Below are 18,608 nucleotides of genomic sequence, written 5' to 3'. Positions count from 1 at the left end.
TTGACAAGAACCCTACGCAGGGGCACCGACAGCGCCCCACCCCGGTCCGCGCTTTGTGTCGGTCTTGCAACACAGCGCGCTGTCGGACGGGCCGTCAGGCCAGGCCCGCCTCCTTCATCTGGCGCAGTTCCTTCTTCATCTCGGAGACCTCGTCGCGCAGCCGGGCGGCGATCTCGAACTGGAGGTCGGCGGCGGCGGCACGCATCCGGTTGGTGAGGTCCTCGATCTGCGCGGCCAGCTCCGCCGCCGGGCGGTCGGTCACCGCCGTTTCCTTGGCCCGGCCCCTGGCCGCCTTGGTCCCCTCCGCCGTCCGGCCGCCCAGCGCGGGCACGGGGGCCTTGGCACCCTTGCCCTCCTTGACCTGGCGGTAGCCGGAACCGAGGAGCTGCTCGGTGTCGACGTCCTCGCGCGCGATCTGGGCCACGATGTCGTTGATCTTCTTGCGGAGCGGCTGGGGGTCGATGCCGTTCGCCTTGTTGAACGCGATCTGCTTCTCGCGGCGGCGGTTGGTCTCGTCGATGGCCTTCTCCATCGCCGGTGTGATCTTGTCCGCGTACATGTGGACCTGGCCGGAGACGTTGCGCGCCGCGCGGCCGATGGTCTGGATCAGGGAGGTGCCGGAGCGCAGGAAGCCCTCCTTGTCCGCGTCGAGGATCGCCACCAGGGAGACCTCGGGCAGGTCGAGGCCCTCGCGCAGCAGGTTGATGCCGACCAGGACGTCGTACTCGCCGGCGCGCAGCTCGCGCAGCAGCTCGACGCGGCGCAGGGTGTCGACGTCGCTGTGGAGGTAGCGGACCTGGATGCCGAGTTCCACGAAGTAGTCGGTGAGGTCTTCGGCCATCTTCTTGGTGAGGGTGGTGACCAGGACCCGCTCGTCCTTCTCGGTCCGGGTGCGGATCTCGTGCACCAGGTCGTCGATCTGGCCCTCGGTGGGCTTGACGACGACCTCCGGGTCGACGAGCCCGGTGGGGCGGATGATCTGCTCGACGGCGCCGTCCGCGCGGGAGAGCTCGTAGGCGCCCGGGGTCGCCGACAGGTACACGGTCTGCCCGATGCGCTCCTGGAACTCCTCCCACTTCAGCGGGCGGTTGTCGAGCGCGGAGGGCAGCCGGAAGCCGTGGTCGACCAGGGTCCGCTTGCGGGAGGCGTCGCCCTCGTACATGGCGCCGATCTGGGGCACCGTGACGTGGGACTCGTCGATGACGAGCAGGAAGTCGTCCGGGAAGTAGTCGAGGAGCGTGTTCGGCGGGGAGCCCGGCGAGCGGCCGTCGAAGTGCATCGAGTAGTTCTCCACGCCGGAGCAGGAGCCGATCTGGCGGAGCATCTCGATGTCGTAGGTGGTGCGCATCCGCAGCCGCTGGGCCTCCAGCAGCTTGCCCTGCTTCTCCAGCTCGGTCAGGCGCTCGGCCAGTTCCTTCTCGATGTCGTTGACCGCCCGCTCCAGGCGCTCGGGGCCGGCGACGTAGTGGGATGCCGGGAAGACGTAGAGCTGCTGGTCGTCGCTGATGATCTCGCCGGTGACGGGGTGGAGCGTGGACAGGGCCTCGATCTCGTCGCCGAACATCTCGATGCGGACGGCCAGCTCCTCGTAGACCGGGAAGATCTCGATGGTGTCGCCGCGCACCCGGAAGGTACCCCGGGTGAAGGCCATGTCGTTGCGCGTGTACTGGATGTCGACGAAGCGGCGCAGCAGCTCGTCCCGGTCGTGCTCCTCGCCGACCCGCAGCGGGACCATGCGGTCCACGTACTCCTGCGGGGTGCCGAGGCCGTAGATGCAGGACACGGAGGCGACCACGACGACGTCGCGGCGGGTGAGCAGTGAGTTGGTGGCGGAGTGGCGCAGGCGCTCCACCTCCTCGTTGATCGAGGAGTCCTTCTCGATGTAGGTGTCCGACTGCGGGACGTACGCCTCGGGCTGGTAGTAGTCGTAGTACGAGACGAAGTACTCGACGGCGTTGTTCGGCAGCAGCTCGCGGAACTCGTTCGCCAACTGGGCGGCCAGCGTCTTGTTCGGCGCCATCACCAGGGTGGGGCGCTGGAGCTTCTCGATCATCCACGCCGTGGTGGCGGACTTGCCGGTGCCGGTGGCGCCGAGCAGGACGACGTCCTTCTCGCCCGCCTGGACGCGCCGGGCCAGCTCGGCGATGGCCGCCGGCTGGTCGCCGCTGGGCTGGTAGGGGCTGACGACCTCGAAGGGCGCCACCGTGCGTTCGATCTGGGAAACGGGCCGCATGGGTTCCACCGTACGACCCCGCACTGACAACGGGCTCCGGTCAGCGGTTCTGCGGGGTGCGGGGGGCCCGGCGGGACGGCGGGCGGCGGGTGCGGCGGGCGGGGTGCTGTGCCGGGTGCCGGACCGCGCGCGGGACCTCGGTGTGGGCGGGGATGCCCGGTTTCCGCTCGGCGGGGGCCTCCGCGGGCCTCCCCATGATCATCAGCGGGTCGAACAGGACGACGACGCCGGCGAGGACGAGGAAGGCGAGCGGACCGATCAGCATCGGGGCGAGCAGTTCGGCGGACGATCCGCCGACGGAGGGCTCGGCCGTGCCGGTGAGGTGCACATGGACGGCGGCCATGCCCGTGTAGTGCATGCCGGTGACGGCCAGGCCCATGACCAGGGCGGCGCCCACGCTCCACAGGAAGCCCTGGACCTGTCCGGCCGCCCACAGGGCGGCGGTGGCGGCGGCCATGGCTATGACGACGGAGGCGGCCACGGTGAACGTGTTGTACGTCAGCCGGCCGTCCAGGTGCATCCCGGCCATTCCCAGGTAGTGCATCGAGGCGATGCCCAGGCCGGTGAGGGTCCCGCCGGTGAACAGCGCCGCCCCGCGGGCGCCCCGGTAGCCGACGATGAAGATGCCCACGCCGACCATGACGATGGCGACGGCCAGGCTGGCGAAGGTCATCGGCCAGTCGTAGCGGATCGGCGTGTGCTCGATGGTGAAGCCCATCATCGCGACGAAGTGCATGGTCCAGATGCCGGAGCCGATCGCCGCCGAGCCGAGGGCGAGCCATCCCGGGCGCCAGGAGCCCGTGACCAGCATGGCCCTGGCGGTGCAGCGCAGCCCCAGGGCGCCGCCGAGGCAGGCCATGAGGTAGGCCACCACCGGTGTGACGAGTCCGTAGCTGAATCCGTCGACCGTGCCTTGCATGTGCGGCTGCCTTTCCGCCTTCGTGCGCCCCGGTGGTGTGCCGGTTCCTTCTGACGTGCGCCCCTCCCGGGACCGCGCGAACGATCGGGGACGAGGCAGAGAGTATGACTTCCACCGGAATGGTCGAACGATTCTCCGGCAAAGAATCACGCTCTCGCCCCAGTTGTGCCGCCCACGTGAGCGTAGTTGAGCAACTCCATTCAGCCTGTGGCCACTCCGCACCCCTCCCCCGTTGACTCTCTGGTGCCACAGTGGTGCTGTCCGTGATCGTTCGATGCGAGGAGTACGCATGCACGTACGCGCAGTTGCCGTCGCGACCACCGCTCTTCTCGGGGTCGCCCTCACGGCTCCCCTCTCGCACGCCCGGGCCGACGGGGCGGGCGACGACGGGCCCACGGTCGTCGCCCACCGGGGCGCTTCCGGATACGCGCCGGAGAACACGCTGGCCGCCGTGGACCGGGCCGCCGAGCTGGGCATCCGCTGGGTGGAGAACGACGTCCAGCGCACCCGTGACGGCGAACTCGTCGTCGTCCACGACGAGAGCCTGGCCCGGACGACCGACGTGGAGGAGGCCTTCCCCGACCGGTCGCCCTGGAAGGTGAAGGACTTCACCGCCGCGGAGATCGCGCGGCTGGACGCGGGAAGCTGGTTCGGGCCCGAGTACGCGGGCGCGCGCGTGCCGACGCTGGAACAGTACGTGAACCGCCTGGAGCGCAATCACCAGAAGCTGCTGCTGGAGCTGAAGAGCCCCGAGCTGTACCCGGGCATCGAGCAGCAGACCCTCAAGGTCCTCGCCAACGAGGGCTGGCTCGACCGGCGGCACGTGGCGGGACGGCTGGTCGTGCAGAGCTTCGACGCCGACAGCATCCGCACGGTCCACGCCCTCAAGCCCGCGGTCAAGACCGGGTTCCTCGGCACTCCGGCCGTCTCGGAGCTGCCGGCGTACGCGGAGTTCGCCGACCAGATCAACCCGTCGCACAGCACGCTCTCGAGGAGCTACGTGTCCTCGGTGCAGGCGTTCACGGGCCCCCACGGCAGGCCGCTGGAGGTGTTCGCCTGGACGGTGAACGACGCGGACACCGCGCGCCGGGTCGCCGGGTACGACGTCGACGGCATCATCACCAACAAGCCCGACGTGGTGCGGGACGCCCTGGACTGACCCGGGCGTTGTCAGTGGCGGCCCGTACCGTGGGGCGCATGGACAACCCCGGGCGGAGCGAGCAGCGGGTCGTGTGGACCGTCGTCGGCAGCGACATCGGCCCGCTGCTGCTGGCTGCCACCGAAGAAGGCCTGGTCAACGTCGTCTTCCATGCCGACGACGCCGTACGGGACCGGGCGCTCGACAGGCTCGCGGCCCGGCTGGGCACGCGGCCCGTCGAGGCGCCCGGCTCCCCGCTGCTGAGCGGGGCGATACGCCAGGTGGAGGCGTACTTCGCGGGTCGCGTCCGGGACTTCGACCTGCCGTTGGACTGGTCGCTGGTCTCGGGCTTCAACCGGCGGGTACTGCGCGAGCTGGCCTCCGGCGTGCCGTGCGGCTCGGTCGTCGGCTACGGCGAGCTGGCCCGCCGGGTGGGGCGGCCGGGCGCCGCCCAGGCGGTGGGCATGGCCATGGGGGCCAATCCGCTGCCGGTCGTCGTGCCGTGCCACCGGGTCCTGGAGAGCGACGGCGGCATCGGCGGGTTCGGCGGCGGTGTGGCCACCAAGCGGCGGCTGCTCGCGCTGGAGGGCGTGCTGCCCGAGCCGCTGTTCTGACGGGCGCCACGGGCCGGGCGGCCGGACCGGGGGCTGGGGGCTGGGGGCTGGGAACTACGGGCTACGCGTAGTGCCGCGCCTCGACGATGTTGCCGTCCGGGTCGGCGAAGTAGAAGCTCCGCCGGGCCGGGCCGCGGGCGCCGTAGGAGTCGTAGGAGAGCTCCGAGACCGGGACGGACTGCTCCCGCAGGCGGGCGCGCAGGGCGTCGAAGCCGGACGCGGACAGGGACACGCAGATGTGGTTGACGGGGTGCCCCGCGGCGGCGTCGGCGCCGGGGAGTACGCGCATCCGGGCCGCCATGGAGTGCGGCGCGAGGTCGAGGATGGTCGCGTCGTCGACGCGCACGGAGGGGAAGCCCACGGTTCCCGCGGCGTACTCGGCCAGCCGCAGGGGCTCGAAGCCCAGGTTCCTCTCGTAGAAACCGGCCGCGGCCACCGGGTCGCGTACCCACAGGACGACGTGGTCGAGGCGTGCCGTGTTGTCTGCCATGGCTCCAGGCTCGGCCTCCGGTCGCGGGGACCGCAACGGCTTTGTTCCGGCACCGGCGGGTTTGGCCGGGCCCCCGGCCCGCCAGGGATGAGGGAGAGCGGAGCCGAGGGAGACCGTCGGACAGGAGGCAGGCGCGTGAAGCTGGTGGTGTCTGAAGAGGTGCGGGAGGCGCTCGGTGCGCGTCGCCCCGTAGTGGCCCTGGAGTCCACGATCATCGCGCACGGCCTGCCGCGCCCGCGCAATCTCCTGGTCGCCCGGGAGCTGGAGGATGCGGTGCGGCAGGAGGGCGCGGTACCGGCGACGATCGCCGTGCTGGACGGCCGGCCGCACGTCGGCCTGGACAAGGAGCAACTGGAGCGGGTCGCCACCGAGGACGGCATCCGCAAGCTGGGGCACCGGGACCTGCCGCTCGCCGTGGCCCGTGCGGCGAGCGGGGCGACCACCGTGTCGGCGACCGCCCTGCTGGCGGCCCTCGCGGGCGTGCGGGTCTTCGCGACGGGCGGGCTGGGCGGTGTCCACCGGGAGTGGACGGTGACGCAGGACGAGTCGGCCGACCTGGGCCTGCTGGCCCGGACCCGGATCACGGTCGTCTGCGCGGGCGTGAAGTCGATCCTGGACGTCCCGGCGACCCTGCAGCGGCTGGAGACGCTGGGCGTCGCGGTGGCCGGTTACCGGACGGACCGCTTCCCCGGCTTCTACCTGTCCGACTCCGGACACCCGGTGGACTGGACCCTGGACGGCCCCGAGCAGGTCGCGGCGGTCATGCGGGCGCAGGACGCGCTGGACGGGCCGCCGTCCGCGCTCGTGGTCGCCAACCCCGTTCCCGAGGAGGAGCAACTGGATCCCGCGCTCCACGCGCGGGTGCTCGCCGACGCGCTGCACGCGTGCGAGGCGGAGGGGATCACCGGTCAGGCGGTCACGCCGTTCCTCCTGGAACGCCTGGTGCGGCTCACCGACGGCGCCTCGCTGAGCGCCAACCTGGCGGCGGTGCGGGGGAACGTGCGGCTGGCGGCCAGGATCGCGGCAGCCTGGACCGGGGCATGAGCACCGCCCCGGACGGTGCGTTGCTGGTCGTCGGGGACGTGGTCACGGACGTCGTCGCCCGGCACCGGGGACCGCTGGCCGCGGGGACGGACACCGCCGCCTCGATCCGGCGGCTGCCCGGCGGGGCGGGGGCCAACGTGGCCTGCTGGGCGGCGTACGCGGGCTGCGCGGACGTACGGCTGCTGGGCAGGGTGGGCACCGACGCGTCGGCGTGGCACGAGCGGGAGCTGGCGGCGTGCGGGGTGCGGCCGCTCCTCGTCGTCGACGCGGCGGCGCCGACGGGGACGGTGATCTGCCTGGTCGACACCGGGGACTCGGCCGAGCGCACGTTCCTGACGGACAGCGGGGCGTCGTTGCTGATCGGGCCGGACGACTGGTCGGACGCGCTGCTGGACGGCGTGGGCCGGCTGCATCTGTCGGGCTATCTGCTCTTCTCGGAGCCCGGCCGCGCCCTGGTGTCGGTCGTCCTGGCGGCGGCCCGCGCGCGGGGGGTGCCGGTCAGCCTGGACCCCGCGTCGGCCGGATTCCTCACCGAGCTGGGCGTCGGCCGCTTCCTCGGCCTGGTCGAGGGCGTGGAGGTGCTGCTGCCCAGCCGTGACGAGGCGCGTCTGCTCACCGGCCTGCCCGACGCGGCGGACGCGGCGGCGAAGCTCAGCCGGCACGTTCCGCTGGTGGTCGCCAAGCAGGGGGCGGAGGGGGCGCTGGTGGCCCGCTCCGGCACCGTGCGCGCCCGGGTCCCCGCCGTGACGGCGTCGCCACGGGACAGTACGGGCGCCGGTGACGCCTTCACCGGTGCGTTCCTCGCCGCGCTGCTCGGCGGCGCGGCGCCCGAGGAGGCGGCGGCCGCCGGGTGCCGGGCGGGGGCCCGGGCGGTCGAAGGGGTGGGCGGGAGACCTCCGCGTACGGCGGCCGGCCGGCGTGCGGGCGACGGGTAGCCGTGCTCACGCCTTGCGGCCCCACGCCGAGATCATCGGCGCGGTCGCGAGGTCCATGTCCCCGGACGCGACGTTCGCGAGGTGGCGGTCGACGTCGTCGTGGGAGGCCACCCCCGCGGAGACCAGCTCGTCGCGGATGTGCCGTACGGTCGCGGACTCCAGGGCGGCGCAGGCGGGCGAGGTGACCGGGAAGTAGGCGTCGGCCTCCACCCGGCGCAGTCCGGCCTCCCTGAGCAGCCGGGGCAGCCGGCGGCCGTAGGACAGGTCGGCGCCGCGCTGGGACAGCAGGTGGCGGAAGCCGTGCCGGAGCCTGTTCGCCAACTGCTGCTCGGGGCCGTGCTCGTCCGGGCAGAGCAGCGGCTGGAGCGCGGGGTCGGCGTCCTCGACCAGGAGGCGCCCTCCCGGCCGCAGGGCACCGATCATGGACCGCAGCGCGCGCTCCCGGTCGGGGACGTGGACGAGGACGAGCCGGGCGTGCACGAGGTCGAAGCCGTCCCCCGGCGGTTCCTCCGCGCCGACGTCGTGCACCCGGACCTCGACCGGGGGCCGGCCGGCCGGGGCGACCCGCGTGGTGTCGATGTCGGTCGCGAGCACCCTGCCGGTCGGTCCCACCCGCTTGGCCAGCCACGACACCACCGAGGTGCCTCCGGCCCCGACCTCCCAGCAACGCCACCCGGGGCCGACGCCGAGCGTCTCGAGGTGGCGGAACGTGGTGGGGTCGAAGAGCGTGGCGAAGGCGTCGAAGCGCTCCGCAGCCTCGGCCCGGCCGTTGTCGAGGAGGTATCCGTCGGTTCGCGTCATGCCGCGATCATCCCAGTTGTCCGGCTTGCCCGAGGCGGGCGACGCTCCGGCGGCGGGACCCCGCGGGTCAGCCGTTCCAGGCGGGCCGGCGCGGGTCGTCGGCGCGCACCAGGACGTCGGCGGTGCCGGACGGGTCGGTCTCCTCGTCGTAGCGTCCGAAGGCGGGCAGGGTCCAGTGCTCGGGCTCGGGGGTGCGGCGGCGCAGCGCGCCGGGGGTGAGGACGAGGTGGACGCTCAGGTCCAGGGGAAACCAGTGCCGCAGCAGGAAGGGGCCGTGGAGCAGCAGCACGCCGCCGGGAGCCAGCCGGACCCGCGGGCTGCGGGTGGCGCGGTCGGTGACCGGGTCCCACAGGTCGGGCAGGACCCGCCCGTCGCCGCCGGGTCCGAGGGGGTCGAAGACCTCGCGCCACAGGGCGCCGACGTCGTACCAGCCGTTGTAGTAGGACTCGACGTCCTGGTGCCCGTATTCCAGACGGAGCGAGGCGGGCCGCAGGAAACCCTCCGTCGCCACGGCGAGGGAGGGTCTGCCGCGGACGCGCAGGGCCTCGCCGATCCGTTCGGCGAGGTCGCCGGGGCGGGCGGCCGGGGCGCCGTCGAGGGCGACGCGTGTCCAGGCACCGCCGTCGGCGGGCTCCAGGTCGAGCAGGCGCTCGGCGAGCCGGTCGCCGAGCCGGTCCCAGGTGATCGCTTCCAGTCGCACCCGCCCATGATGCGTCACCCGGCGGGTCGCCCGTCGGGCCGGTCGTGCGGACGGCCGCCGCCGGGGCTCCTGGACGCTCGCGCATGACTCGGCGGCGCTCGGCCATGGTCACCGGGCCGGTGAGGAGGTTGACTCGGGGTGATCGACGGCCGGGGGGCCGGCGGACGCACGAGGGTGGGAGTGAGCGGGGCATGACCGACGGACCGTACTTCGTACTGACGGTGCTGGGCGTACTCGGGACGGGTGTGACGGCGGGCGTCTTCTGCGCCTTCTCCACGTTCGTGATGCGGGGGCTCGCCGCGCTGCCGCCCGCGCAGGGCGTCGCCGCGATGAACGCGGTCAACACGGCCGCGGTGCGGCCGCCCTTCATGGCGGTGTTCCTGGGAACGGCGGTGCTGGCCGTGGTGATCACCGTGGTGACGCTGGTGCTGTGGCCCGAGGAGGGGGCGGTGGAACTGCTGCTCGGCAGCGCGCTGTACCTGGTCGGGGCGTTCGGGGTCACCGCGGCGGCCAACGTGCCGCGCAACGCGGCGCTGCTCCGGCTGGACGCGGGCGCCGCGGAGGCGGCCGGCCGCTGGAGCGCGTACGTGCGGGAGTGGACGGCCTGGAACCACGTCCGCGCCGTCGCCTCGGCCGCCGCGGCGGTGGCGTACGTGCTGGCCCTCGCCTGAGGCGGCCGAACGGCGGCTGCCGGGGCGACCGGGCAGGGCTTGCGGGTCGGGGCTGCCCGTTCAGGGCTGCCGGGTCGGGCTGCCGGTCAGGGTTTGCGTGCGACCGCCCCGTAGCCCGGGATGACGCCGTCCTCCTGGCCGGGGACCGGCTCGCCCAGTTCGGGATGCCACCGGTGCGGCACCTCGACGCCGGGTTCGACCAGGTCGAGGCCGGTGAAGAAGCGGGTGAACTCCTCGCGCGAGCGCAGGGCCAGGGTGACTCCGGCGGCCCGGAGCCGGTCGGTGGCGGCCCGCGACTCCTCGGGCGTGAAGTCGGCGGTCGCGTGGGTCATCACCAGGTGGCTGCCGGAGGGCAGCGCGTCGAGCAGGTGGCGGACGAGGTCGTGCGCCCCGTCCTCGTCGGGGACGAAGTGCAGCAGCGCGATCAGGGAGAGCGCGACGGGCCGGTCGAAGTCCAGGACCTTCCTGGCGCCCTCCAGGACGGCGTCCGGGTCCCGGACGTCGGCCTGGAGGTACTCCGTCTCCCCCTCGGGCGTGCCGCGCAGCAGGGCCGCCGCGTGGGCCAGCACGATGGGGTCGTTGTCGCAGTAGACGACGCGGGCGTCACGGGCGGTCTCCTGGGCGACCTGGTGCAGGTTGGGCTCGGTCGGTATGCCGGTGCCCACGTCCAGGAACTGCCGGATGCCCCGGCCCGCCAGCCAGCGGGTGGCACGGTGCATGAAGGCGCGGTTGACCCGCGCCATCACCGGCACCCTCGGGTCGAGGGCGAGCATCTGCCGGCCCATCGCCTCGTCGACCGGGTAGTTGTCCTTTCCGCCGAGATACCAGTCGTACATCCGCGCGGGATGCGGCCTGCTCGTGTCGATCTCGGTGGTGGGGTGTTGCCCGGTCATGACGCACTCCCAGGTGTCGAGCTTCTCGTCGCGGTGGATGGTCGACTCAGTGCCAAACAGCTTAAAAACAACAATCAAACGGAGGTGGTGGTTCAGGACAGAAGGAAGTCCGCCTCCCCCGCCTTCGCGCCTTCGATGAACGCCGTCATCTCGGCCGAGGTGTAGATCAGCGCCGGCCCGTCGGGGTCGGTGGACTGCCGTACCGCGATCCGGCCGTCGGCGAGCTTCATCGCCTCCAGGCAGTTGCCTCCGTTTCCGCCGCTCCACGGCTTGTGCCAGCCTTCGCTGCCCAGCTCACGGGCGGGCATGCCGTTGTAGATCCCCCGGCCGCGGGCCAGTGGCGGGTGCTGGGGTTTGGTGCGGTTCATTCACAGCTCCTTGCGGAGGTCCCGGAGGATCTCCTTCGTGCGATGTGCTGTGGCGGCCTGCGCCGCCATGCGGTCCATGACCTCGAGGTGGGTCGCCACCTCGGCGCGCGCGTCCAGGTAGACGGCGCCGGTCAGGTACTCGCTGTAGACCATGTCCGGGAGTTCCGGCATGGCGAATCGGAACAGCACGAAGGGCCCGTACGTGCCGGGGTGCGGCCCGCCCGCGAACGGGGCGATCTGCAGCGTCACGTTGGGCAGCTTCGTGGCCTCGAGCAACTTGTCGATCTGGGCCCGCATCACCTCCGGGCCCCCGACGGGGCGGCGCAGCGCGGTCTCGTCCATCACGACCCACAGCCGGGGCGCGTCCTTGCGGGTGAGCAGCTCCTGGCGCCGCATGCGCAGGTCGACGTGGCGCTCGATGTCGTCCGGCCTGGTCTGTCCGACGGCACCCGAGCGCAGCACCCCGCGCGCGTAGTCCTCGGTCTGCAGCACTCCGGGGACGAAGTGGGGCTCGTAGGACCGGATCAGGGAGGCCGCGCCCTCGAGGCTGACGTACAGCGAGAACCAGCCGGGCAGGATGTCGTGGAAGCGCTGCCACCACCCCGGCTTGTTGGCGTCCTCGGCCAGCCGGACGAAGGCGTCGGCCTCCTCGTCCCCGACGCCGTAGGCCTTCAGCAGGAGCTGGAGGTACGGGATCTTGAGGGCGACCTCGGCCATTTCCATGCGGCGCACCGTCGCCGGCGCGACGCGCAGGATGCGGGCGGCCTCCTCGCGCTTGAGACCGGCACGTTCCCGCAGGTCCAGCAGGCGCCGGCCGAGTACGACCTGGCCGACCGTCGGCGCGGACCGCGGCTCGCTCACCGCCCACCTCCTGAAGAGTCCGAAAGAGTCCTTGTGTCCCTGTTCCGTTGACCGGGACGGCCCCGGCGGGTCCGGCATGCCCCGGTGCGGACAGCCCGGCGGCGCCATCCGAAGACCTGTTCGAATGGCTGGGGGCCTTTCGAACAGCCCCAAGTGGCGCCGCTCGACGTGCTGTTGCGAGCAGTGTGCCACGGCCCTCGGGAACGTCACACAGCACTCTGCATTTTTCAGAGTGACACTTGCCAAGTGTTCACGGCGGGGCGATAGTGGCAAGCGTGATTCCGTCCGCGCCCTTAGGAACAGACGCCGCCGTGGGCTCCCTGGGCCTCGGTGCCGCCATGGGAGCCGGCCCCTCGGGAGCCACCGCCGCCGAGCGCCGGTTCCGCTTCGAGCTGGCCGCCCATCCGGGCTCTCCCTCGCAGGCCAGACGCCTGACACGGGCCCGGCTGAGCGGCTGGGCGGTGTGCGAGGACACCTGTGACACCGCGGCCCTGGTCGTCTCCGAGCTGGTGACCAACGCGATCGTGCACACGGCGAGCAGACACATAGTGTGCGAGCTGCACGACGCCGACGACCTGGTCCGCATAGCCGTGCGCGACGAGGGCTGCGCCCCCGGCGAGCCCCACCCCTCGGCCGATCAGCAGCCGGAGGACGAACACGGCAGGGGCCTGATCCTCGTCGACGCCCTGTGCGAGGCGTGGGGCGCCCACGAACACGGCCTGGGACTGCTGGTCTGGGCGGAACTGCCGCGCCGGGCCGGAGCACCGCCCGCTCCCGCGGAGCCCCGCGACGACCTGGGCTGGGGCGCCCGGCCCAAGCCCGGCCCCGCGGACCCCCCGGAGGACGGGGACGAGGCGGAGTCCCGCCTCCGCAAGAACCCGGAGACACACAGCGGAACGGGGACCGAATGGCTGTGAGGGCTGCGTCCGGCATCCGGCCACTCGGCCTGGACACGATGGTCCGCCTCCAGCGCGGACGCCACACCGTCGCCACGCCCGGGAGGCTGCCGGTGCCGGAGGGCATGACGGCCCCGCTGGGGTGCGACGCGGTGGCGGTCCCCTCTTTCCTCGCCCAGCAGGTGCTGCCCCGACTGCCGCGCGTGGGGTGCGTCTACGCCGACGAGACGCACTGGTGGTGGATCGTTCCGTCCGACTCCGACTACGCCCTGGAGTGGCCGGCGCCCGCGCGCTACGCCACCGGCGCGGTGGTGCCGGGTCCCGGGGTCGTGCCGGACCTGCTGCACCGCTCGGACGGCACGGTCCCCTACACGCCGCCCATCCCGCTGTACCTGGCGCTGTGCCGGCTGACCAACACGACGCCCACCTGGTCGCGGACGCTCAGCGCGTAGCCGCCGGGCGACGGGTCAGGCCGCCGCGTCCCCGGCCGCCTCGCCGCGGCCCACGACGACCAGGAACATGTCCGAGGCGAGGTCCATGACGACCTCGGCCGGCGTGCCTTCCAGACGCCGCGCCCGGGCGAACTCCTCCGCCGGCCAGGACCCACGCGGCCCGCCGGCGGGAAAACGTTCGAGCACCGTTCGCCCGTTCACTTCGCACCTCCATGCAGCGCTGTACTCCTGCAGTCAAACGCCAACCATGGAGCGAACGCCTCGCGTGGTGATGCGACTGAGACATAAGTGACACCCGTTCACCGCAATGTGTGAGCGGTGCCTCGGCCGTCCGGCCGTTTCCGCTACCGGGCGTCCCAGTCCTCGTACTCGTCGTGATGGCGGAAGCTCCCGCTGCTCACCGGCGCGCCGAGGGCCGACGCCCGCCCCTCGGGCTTCTCCCACGGCTCGCGCCGGCCGAGCGCGGTCAGATCGAGCAGGCTGGTGGCCGAGCCGAGCCCGTCCAGGCCGCGGTCGTACGTCGAGTAGGTGTGGAAGACCCGCTCGCGGTCCCGCAGGAAGCAGCTCAGCCCCGGCCGCTCCACCAGCTCGCCCCCGCGTTCGAGGGTCGCCTCGAAGTCGGTGTTGAAATCGCTGACGAACGACGAGTACCAGGGCAGCGTCCAGCCCATCCGCGCCTTGAACGGCAGGATCTTCTGATACGGCGCCCGGGAGACGGCCGCGAACGCCGTGCCGCGGGCCCTGAGGTGCGCGAGGTGGCCGATCTGGTCCAGGAACGCCGAGCAGCCGCGGCAGCCGGCCTCCCACTCGGGCGCGAACATGAAGTGGTGGACGACGAGCTGGTCCCGTCCCTCGAAGAGGTCGAGCAGCGTGGCCTTGCCGTCGCCGCCCTCGAAGACGTACTCCTTGTCGACCTCCACCATGGGCAGCCCGCGCCGCTCGGCGTTGAGGGCGTCTCGCGCACGGGTGGCCGCCTTCTCCTTGGCCAGCAGGGCCTCGCGCGCCGCGCGCCAGTCCGCGCGGGTGACGATCTCGGGCAACGACATGGCTCCAGCCTCCTGTGCGGCGTGCGACGTGCGTCGCGCTGCGGTCCGACGGCCGACGGTCCGCAGCGGCCGGACCGTCCGGGTGGTGACCGGGGCACGGAGCGGAACTCATCGCCGCCCGGCGAGATTTTTTCCAGGAGGCCGCTGAACAGGTCTTTCAGATGCCGTACTCGGGGACGCGCCGCCCGCGCAGCTCGGCGAGTTCGTCCCGCAACGCGGCGAGCCGTTCGGTGTGGCGGGGAGTGAGCCGCCCGGCGTCGTCGAGGTGCACCGCGCACGCGGTGGTGGTGTCGACGAGCCGTTCGAGGACCGCGGTCACCTCGTCGAAGCCCGTGGAGTGCCGGGCGAGGGCGGGCAGTTCGGCGGCGGCCCGGGCAACGGCGGCGCGGGCCTCGGAGAGCCTGCGGTAGGCCTCGCGGCGCAGCGTCCACCGGGTGGCGCGGTCGGCGGACTCGCTCAGTACGTGGGCGAGGTAGGCCCGCGCGGCGGCGTCGGCGGCCTCCACCCCCGCGCGGACCCCGGCGGCCCGCTGACCCGGCAACGGCAGATGTCCGACCACCAGCACGATCGCGCAGGCCAGCAGCGTCTCCCCGATGCGGCCCGCGGAGGCCGCCGGTTCGCCGCCGACCATGACCAGGGCGAGGACGAGAACGGTGACGACGGTGGTCTGGGCGGCGAAGTGCCGCGCGGCGACCGGCACCAGCGCGCCGCAGACGGCGACGAGGACGACGAGCCCTTCCGGACGGGGCAGTACGGCCGCGAACCCGGCGAACAGCAGCGCCCCGACGACGGTCCCCGCCGCCCGGCACAGCACCCGGGACACGAGCGGGCCGAGGTCGGGCTTGACGAGGAAGACGGCGGTGGCGGGCAGCCAGTACCAGTGCTGGTGGGCGCCGTACCAGTGACCGTGGTGCAGCGCCTGGGCGACGGCGGCGCCGGTGCCGAAGCACAGCCCGGCCCGCAGCCCGTACTCCCGCCCGCCCGCGCCGAGCACCGCCCGCGCCACCGACCGGGGCGACCGCCTCCGGACGTGCAGGTCCGTCCCGCTGCCCCGGTCGAAGGCCTCCGCCGCGTGCAGCAGGGCGTCGTCCAGGGCGCGCAGCGCGGGGTCGGTCCGGCTGGGCGCGGGCAGCGGCCCGGCGGGGCGGTTGCCGCGGACGGCCGCCGCGAGTCGCCGGGGCCCTTCGGCGGCCCGCGCGGGCACGGCCCGTTCCGCCCACGCGAGCGCGGTCGCGGCTTCGCCGAGGGGCAGGGCGGCGGCGTACTGGGCGTGCAGCCGCCGTTCGGCCGCGGTCGAGGCGCGGCGCCGCAGCCGGGGTCCGGCGAGCGCGTCCTGCGCGTGGTCGAGGGCGGCGGTGAGCGCGGCCCGACGGGCGACGGCGTCCCCGGTGCCGACCGCGTCGAGCAGCGCGGCGACCGCCTCGTAGACGCCGGCGACGGCCGCCCGCTCCCCGTCGAAGCGGAAGTCGAGACGGACGTCGCCGGCGAGAGAGGCGGGCGTGGGCAGGACCAGCCGCAGCAGGAGCAGCCATCCGGCCCCGGCGAGGAAGGCCGGCACACTCTGCCACCCGGGGCCGGCCAGTGGCATCCCGGCGCCCAGGGCAGCGCCGACCAGCACCTGGGTCCCGGCCGCCGACGCCACCGGCCCCACGGCACTGACTCCCCCGGCGACCAGCCCCAGCCCGGTCAGCACCAGGGTGAGCGCCACGGCACCCAGGTGCGGCCCGGCGTACGTGCCCACGAGCAGCCCGGCCGCCCCCGCGAGCGCGGGTACGCCGATCCGTCGCACGGAGGTACGGCGACTGCCCGGCCGGTCGTTGATGCCGGCCAGCATGGCGGCGATCGCGGCGACGACCCCGAGGGAGGCCCGCCCGGCGGCCAGGGCCGCCACCAGCAGCGGTCCCCCGGCCAGCGCGCCCCGGACGACCGCGCTCCACGGCACGGGACCGCGCTGCGCGCTCAGGGCGTGACCGAGCCAGGGCGGCAGGGCGTGGGAGGCACGGCGGGCGGTGGCGCTGAACACGGGGTGCGGGGCTCCTGTCGTCCGGTCGAGGGCGGAGGTGAGCCTTCGGGCGACGGCGGCCGGGCTGGGTGTCGGGTCAAGGGTAGCCAGCGTTCTTGGCACGAGGGAGACAGCGGTGTTTCCTGCCGGTGACGATCACCGTGGCGGGTGTGTCCGCCGCCCGTGCCGCGGGGCGCCCGTGCTCACCCGTGCCGGGCCGACTCCACGGCTCGGGCGAGCAGCGTCGCGCAGTCGTCGACCGCACCCGCCAGGGCCTCCGGCTCCGGCGTCAGGGAGGAGACCACTGCGTCGATTCCGTCCAGCCCGGCCCGCGCGACCAACCCCTTCTCGTTGGTGACCCACTCCCCCCGCGCCGCCAGGACCGCGTGCGCCGTCTGGGTCGTGGCGAGGGCCAGGGCGCCGGCGACCTGGGTGAGGGCGCCCTTGGGGGCGTGGCCGGCCTTGGCGTAGGCGAGGGTGGCGGTGGCGGCGCCGTACCAGCGGTCGGGTGCCGCGGTGCGCAGTGCCTCGGGGTAGGCGGGGCGGGGCAGGTCGCCGCGCAGCACCTGGTTGATCGCCAGTTCGGCGACCACGAGGTAGGTGGGGATGCCCGCCAGGTGGAACATCAGCGGTTCCACGCCGAAGCGGCCCGCCCGGGCCTGCGCCAGCTCGTGCTCGACCACGTCGAGGTCGCGGTAGTGCACGTCGGCCCTGCGCCCGTCGATCGTGAGCCAGGCACCGCCGTTGAACACGCCGCCGCCCCACGCGCCGGTCTCCGAGACCTCCCCCTCCCAGCCCACCGCTCGGAGGTCGTCCGGGTCGAAGGCGCCGCGGTAGTAGACCGCCAGGTCCCAGTCGCTGTCCGGTCCGTGCGTGCCCCGGGCACGGGAGCCGCCGAGGGTGACCGCGCGGACGGCGGGCAGGGCGGCGAGCCGGTCGGCGGTGGTGTCGAGGAATGCCTCGTCCGTGAGGGTCGATGTGGGCACTGGTGCGCGCTCCTGTCGGTGGGTGGGTGATGTGTGGCCGGCGCCGGGGAGGCCGGAGTGGCCGGGGCAGGGCCGCCGGCGTAATTCGGGTGCGGGGTGCGGGCCGGGTGGCGGATGATCCGAAGGTTGTCCGTCCGTGTCCGTCCGTCCTCCAGGAGTCCACGTGATCCAGCGCGTCACCGTGCCCGGTCTCTTTCCGCCGCCCGCCTATTCGCATGCCTCCGTCGTCGAGGCCGGGACCAGGATCGCCTTTCTCGCCGGGTCCGTCCCGCTCGACGCACAGGGGCGTCTGGTCGGGGAGGGCGATCCGGTCCGGCAGGCGGAACAGGTGATCGCGAACCTCACCGAGCAGCTTCGTGCCGTCGGCAGCGGTCCCGAGCACGTGCTGTCGACCGACGTGTACGTCGTGAGCACCGAGACGGCCGCGCTGTCCGCCGTCTGGGGCGTCGTCGAGTCGTCCGGGCTCAGCACGGGCCCGCACTCCTCGACGCTGCTCGGGGTGAGCTGCCTCGGGTATCCGGGGCAGCTGGTGGAGATCACCGCGACCGCGGCCGTGCCCGAGGACGGCCGTCCGTGAGCCTGGCCCTCATCCCCCGGTGACACCGCGCGCGTACCCGTCCGTCGCCGCGACGAGCGCCTCGTCGCCGGCCGCCCCGGCGTCGTGACCGGCCTCGTCCACGACCACCAGCTCGCTCTCCGGCCAGGCGTGGTGGAGCCGCCACACGATGCCGAGGAGGTTGCCGAAGTCGAGGCTGCCCTGGACCAGGGTGCCCGGGACGCCCTTCAGGAGGTGCGCGTCCCTGAGGATCACGCCCTCGTCGTTGCCCTCGCCCAGGAAGTGGTCGTTGCCCCAGTAGTGCGTGACGGTACGGGCGAAGCCCATGCGGAACTCGGGGTCCTGGAACCGGGCGACCGAGCCGGGCGGTGCCGGGATCGTCGCCGTCTCCCAGTCCGTCCAGGCACGCGCGGCCCGCTCCCGCACCGCCGGGTCCGGTGACTCCAGCAGGCGGTTGTACGCGGCCGCGAGGTTGCCGTCGCGTTCCTCCGGGGGCAGCTCGGCGACGAACCGCTCGTGGGCCTCCGGGAAGATCTTCCCCAACCCGCGGGTCAGCAGGGCAACTTCGGCGTTGGAGCCGGTGGCGACCCCGGTCAGCACCAGCTCGGTCACCACCCCGGGGTGCGTCTGCGCGTAGCGCAGCCCCAGGACCGAGCCCCACGACACGCCCCACACCAGCCACCGCTCGATGCCCAGGTGCGCCCGCAGCCGCTCCAGGTCGGCCATGAGGTGGGCGGTCGTGTTGACGCCCATGTCCGTGCCGTAGGCGCTCGCGCGGGGCCGCGACCGTCCGGCGCCGCGCTGGTCGAGGAGGACGATCCGGTAGGCGGCGGGATCGAAGTAGCGCCTGAGACCCGGGCTCGCGCGGCTGCCCGGTCCGCCGTGCAGCACCAGCGCGGGCTTGCCGCGCGGGTTGCCGCAGGTCTCCCAGTACACGTGGTTGCCGTCGCCGACGTCGAGCATGCCGTGGTCGTACGGTTCGGTCTCCGGATACAGGCCCATC

The 18,608-nt window shown here is 73.4% G+C and carries 21 protein-coding genes; 8 read left to right on the top strand and 13 right to left on the bottom strand.

Annotated elements, in window-relative coordinates:
* Window positions 1-94 precede the first annotated feature (94 nt).
* Together uvrB and IG88_RS0106815 are read right to left on the bottom strand one after the other, a co-directional pair.
* Window positions 95-2,233: an excinuclease ABC subunit UvrB gene (uvrB, locus tag IG88_RS0106820; RefSeq protein ID WP_031036068.1), complete on the bottom strand. Its 2,139-nt coding sequence runs from the start codon at window positions 2,231-2,233 to the stop codon at window positions 95-97.
* Between the two features lie 40 nt (window positions 2,234-2,273).
* Window positions 2,274-3,152, bottom strand: coding sequence for an MHYT domain-containing protein (locus IG88_RS0106815; protein WP_031036066.1), 879 nt, complete (start codon window positions 3,150-3,152; stop codon window positions 2,274-2,276).
* A gap of 289 nt (window positions 3,153-3,441) precedes the next feature.
* Here IG88_RS0106815 and IG88_RS0106810 point away from each other — a divergent pair, with 289 nt between their 5' ends.
* Window positions 3,442-4,311, top strand: a complete 870-nt coding sequence (locus IG88_RS0106810) for a glycerophosphodiester phosphodiesterase (RefSeq protein WP_031036063.1) — start codon at window positions 3,442-3,444, stop codon at window positions 4,309-4,311.
* Between the two features lie 38 nt (window positions 4,312-4,349).
* Window positions 4,350-4,904 (top strand): methylated-DNA--[protein]-cysteine S-methyltransferase, encoded by a 555-nt coding sequence (locus tag IG88_RS0106805; RefSeq protein WP_031036059.1) that lies wholly within the window; start codon window positions 4,350-4,352, stop codon window positions 4,902-4,904.
* Between the two features lie 61 nt (window positions 4,905-4,965).
* On the opposite strand, the gene IG88_RS0106800 is transcribed toward IG88_RS0106805, so the two are convergent.
* Window positions 4,966-5,394, bottom strand: a complete 429-nt coding sequence (locus IG88_RS0106800; RefSeq protein WP_031036058.1) for a VOC family protein — start codon at window positions 5,392-5,394, stop codon at window positions 4,966-4,968.
* Window positions 5,395-5,529: 135 nt separating this feature from the next.
* On the opposite strand from IG88_RS0106800, the gene IG88_RS0106795 reads away from it, so the two are divergent.
* Together IG88_RS0106795 and IG88_RS0106790 are read left to right on the top strand one after the other, a co-directional pair.
* Entirely contained in the window at window positions 5,530-6,438 is a 909-nt protein-coding gene (locus IG88_RS0106795; protein ID WP_031036055.1) for a pseudouridine-5'-phosphate glycosidase, read from the top strand.
* Window positions 6,435-7,373 (top strand): carbohydrate kinase family protein, encoded by a 939-nt coding sequence (locus tag IG88_RS0106790; protein WP_031036052.1) that lies wholly within the window; start codon window positions 6,435-6,437, stop codon window positions 7,371-7,373. Before IG88_RS0106795 ends, IG88_RS0106790 begins: the two co-directional genes overlap by 4 nt.
* A gap of 6 nt (window positions 7,374-7,379) precedes the next feature.
* On the opposite strand, the gene IG88_RS0106785 is transcribed toward IG88_RS0106790, so the two are convergent.
* Together IG88_RS0106785 and IG88_RS0106780 are read right to left on the bottom strand one after the other, a co-directional pair.
* Window positions 7,380-8,174 carry a methyltransferase domain-containing protein gene (locus IG88_RS0106785; protein WP_031036050.1) on the bottom strand — a complete coding sequence of 265 codons (795 nt, stop codon included), beginning with the start codon at window positions 8,172-8,174 and terminating at the stop codon, window positions 7,380-7,382.
* Window positions 8,175-8,241: 67 nt separating this feature from the next.
* Entirely contained in the window at window positions 8,242-8,874 is a 633-nt protein-coding gene (locus IG88_RS0106780; RefSeq protein ID WP_031036047.1) for a uridine kinase, read from the bottom strand.
* A 191-nt stretch (window positions 8,875-9,065) separates the two neighbouring features.
* Between IG88_RS0106780 and IG88_RS0106775 the strand changes: the two genes are divergently transcribed.
* The gene (locus tag IG88_RS0106775) at window positions 9,066-9,545 is read left to right on the top strand and encodes a DUF1772 domain-containing protein (protein WP_031036045.1); all 480 of its coding nucleotides are present in this window, start codon (window positions 9,066-9,068) and stop codon (window positions 9,543-9,545) included.
* 86 nt (window positions 9,546-9,631) lie between these two features.
* Here IG88_RS0106775 and IG88_RS0106770 read toward each other — a convergent pair whose 3' ends face one another.
* The 3 genes from IG88_RS0106770 to IG88_RS0106760 all read right to left on the bottom strand — a co-directional run bounded on the left by IG88_RS0106770 (window position 9,632) and on the right by IG88_RS0106760 (window position 11,667).
* Window positions 9,632-10,438 carry an SAM-dependent methyltransferase gene (locus tag IG88_RS0106770; protein WP_031036042.1) on the bottom strand — a complete coding sequence of 269 codons (807 nt, stop codon included), beginning with the start codon at window positions 10,436-10,438 and terminating at the stop codon, window positions 9,632-9,634.
* Window positions 10,439-10,530: 92 nt separating this feature from the next.
* Window positions 10,531-10,806 carry a DUF397 domain-containing protein gene (locus IG88_RS0106765; protein WP_031036038.1) on the bottom strand — a complete coding sequence of 92 codons (276 nt, stop codon included), beginning with the start codon at window positions 10,804-10,806 and terminating at the stop codon, window positions 10,531-10,533.
* Window positions 10,807-11,667 (bottom strand): helix-turn-helix domain-containing protein, encoded by an 861-nt coding sequence (locus IG88_RS0106760; RefSeq protein ID WP_031036035.1) that lies wholly within the window; start codon window positions 11,665-11,667, stop codon window positions 10,807-10,809.
* Between the two features lie 266 nt (window positions 11,668-11,933).
* Between IG88_RS0106760 and IG88_RS0106755 the strand changes: the two genes are divergently transcribed.
* Window positions 11,934-12,584 (top strand): ATP-binding protein, encoded by a 651-nt coding sequence (locus tag IG88_RS0106755; protein ID WP_031036032.1) that lies wholly within the window; start codon window positions 11,934-11,936, stop codon window positions 12,582-12,584.
* Window positions 12,575-13,015 (top strand): hypothetical protein, encoded by a 441-nt coding sequence (locus tag IG88_RS0106750; RefSeq protein WP_031036030.1) that lies wholly within the window; start codon window positions 12,575-12,577, stop codon window positions 13,013-13,015. The genes IG88_RS0106755 and IG88_RS0106750 overlap by 10 nt, the downstream gene beginning before the upstream one ends.
* A gap of 15 nt (window positions 13,016-13,030) precedes the next feature.
* On the opposite strand, the gene IG88_RS0106745 is transcribed toward IG88_RS0106750, so the two are convergent.
* The 4 genes from IG88_RS0106745 to IG88_RS0106730 form a co-directional block, all read right to left on the bottom strand.
* Entirely contained in the window at window positions 13,031-13,216 is a 186-nt protein-coding gene (locus IG88_RS0106745; protein ID WP_031036027.1) for a hypothetical protein, read from the bottom strand.
* A gap of 143 nt (window positions 13,217-13,359) precedes the next feature.
* Window positions 13,360-14,061, bottom strand: a complete 702-nt coding sequence (locus tag IG88_RS0106740) for a DUF899 domain-containing protein (RefSeq protein WP_031036022.1) — start codon at window positions 14,059-14,061, stop codon at window positions 13,360-13,362.
* A 157-nt stretch (window positions 14,062-14,218) separates the two neighbouring features.
* Window positions 14,219-16,084: an FUSC family protein gene (locus IG88_RS0106735; RefSeq protein ID WP_031036020.1), complete on the bottom strand. Its 1,866-nt coding sequence runs from the start codon at window positions 16,082-16,084 to the stop codon at window positions 14,219-14,221.
* A gap of 182 nt (window positions 16,085-16,266) precedes the next feature.
* A complete protein-coding gene (locus IG88_RS0106730; protein WP_031036017.1) occupies window positions 16,267-17,049 on the bottom strand; it encodes a nucleotidyltransferase domain-containing protein in 783 nt (260 codons plus the stop codon).
* Between the two features lie 163 nt (window positions 17,050-17,212).
* Here IG88_RS0106730 and IG88_RS0106725 point away from each other — a divergent pair, with 163 nt between their 5' ends.
* Window positions 17,213-17,626, top strand: coding sequence for a RidA family protein (locus IG88_RS0106725; protein ID WP_031036015.1), 414 nt, complete (start codon window positions 17,213-17,215; stop codon window positions 17,624-17,626).
* 9 nt (window positions 17,627-17,635) lie between these two features.
* On the opposite strand, the gene pip is transcribed toward IG88_RS0106725, so the two are convergent.
* Window positions 17,636-18,607: a prolyl aminopeptidase gene (gene pip / locus IG88_RS0106720; RefSeq protein WP_031036013.1), complete on the bottom strand. Its 972-nt coding sequence runs from the start codon at window positions 18,605-18,607 to the stop codon at window positions 17,636-17,638.
* Window position 18,608: the final 1 nt, after the last annotated feature.

The sequence above is a fragment of the Streptomyces sp. NRRL F-5650 genome (genome assembly GCF_000721365.1).
GTDB classification, from domain to species: domain Bacteria; phylum Actinomycetota; class Actinomycetes; order Streptomycetales; family Streptomycetaceae; genus Streptomyces; species Streptomyces ardesiacus.
Note: the sequence above shows the minus strand (reverse complement) of the source record. Positions and strands in the feature narration are given on the sequence as shown.

Bases quoted from the DNA above. Each gene is read 5' to 3' on its own strand.
- IG88_RS0106800 (WP_031036058.1), bottom strand. From the start codon at position 5,394: ATGGCAGACAACACGGCACGCCTCGACCACGTCGTCCTGTGGGTACGC.
- IG88_RS0106775 (WP_031036045.1), top strand. From the start codon at position 9,066: ATGACCGACGGACCGTACTTCGTACTGACGGTGCTGGGCGTACTCGGG.
- IG88_RS0106815 (WP_031036066.1), bottom strand. From the start codon at position 3,152: ATGCAAGGCACGGTCGACGGATTCAGCTACGGACTCGTCACACCGGTG.
- IG88_RS0106805 (WP_031036059.1), top strand. From the start codon at position 4,350: ATGGACAACCCCGGGCGGAGCGAGCAGCGGGTCGTGTGGACCGTCGTC.
- pip (WP_031036013.1), bottom strand. From the start codon at position 18,607: ATGGGCCTGTATCCGGAGACCGAACCGTACGACCACGGCATGCTCGAC.
- IG88_RS0106790 (WP_031036052.1), top strand. From the start codon at position 6,435: ATGAGCACCGCCCCGGACGGTGCGTTGCTGGTCGTCGGGGACGTGGTC.
- IG88_RS0106740 (WP_031036022.1), bottom strand. From the start codon at position 14,061: ATGTCGTTGCCCGAGATCGTCACCCGCGCGGACTGGCGCGCGGCGCGC.
- IG88_RS0106770 (WP_031036042.1), bottom strand. From the start codon at position 10,438: ATGACCGGGCAACACCCCACCACCGAGATCGACACGAGCAGGCCGCAT.
- uvrB (WP_031036068.1), bottom strand. From the start codon at position 2,233: ATGCGGCCCGTTTCCCAGATCGAACGCACGGTGGCGCCCTTCGAGGTC.
- IG88_RS0106765 (WP_031036038.1), bottom strand. From the start codon at position 10,806: ATGAACCGCACCAAACCCCAGCACCCGCCACTGGCCCGCGGCCGGGGG.
- IG88_RS0106750 (WP_031036030.1), top strand. From the start codon at position 12,575: ATGGCTGTGAGGGCTGCGTCCGGCATCCGGCCACTCGGCCTGGACACG.
- IG88_RS0106810 (WP_031036063.1), top strand. From the start codon at position 3,442: ATGCACGTACGCGCAGTTGCCGTCGCGACCACCGCTCTTCTCGGGGTC.
- IG88_RS0106785 (WP_031036050.1), bottom strand. From the start codon at position 8,174: ATGACGCGAACCGACGGATACCTCCTCGACAACGGCCGGGCCGAGGCT.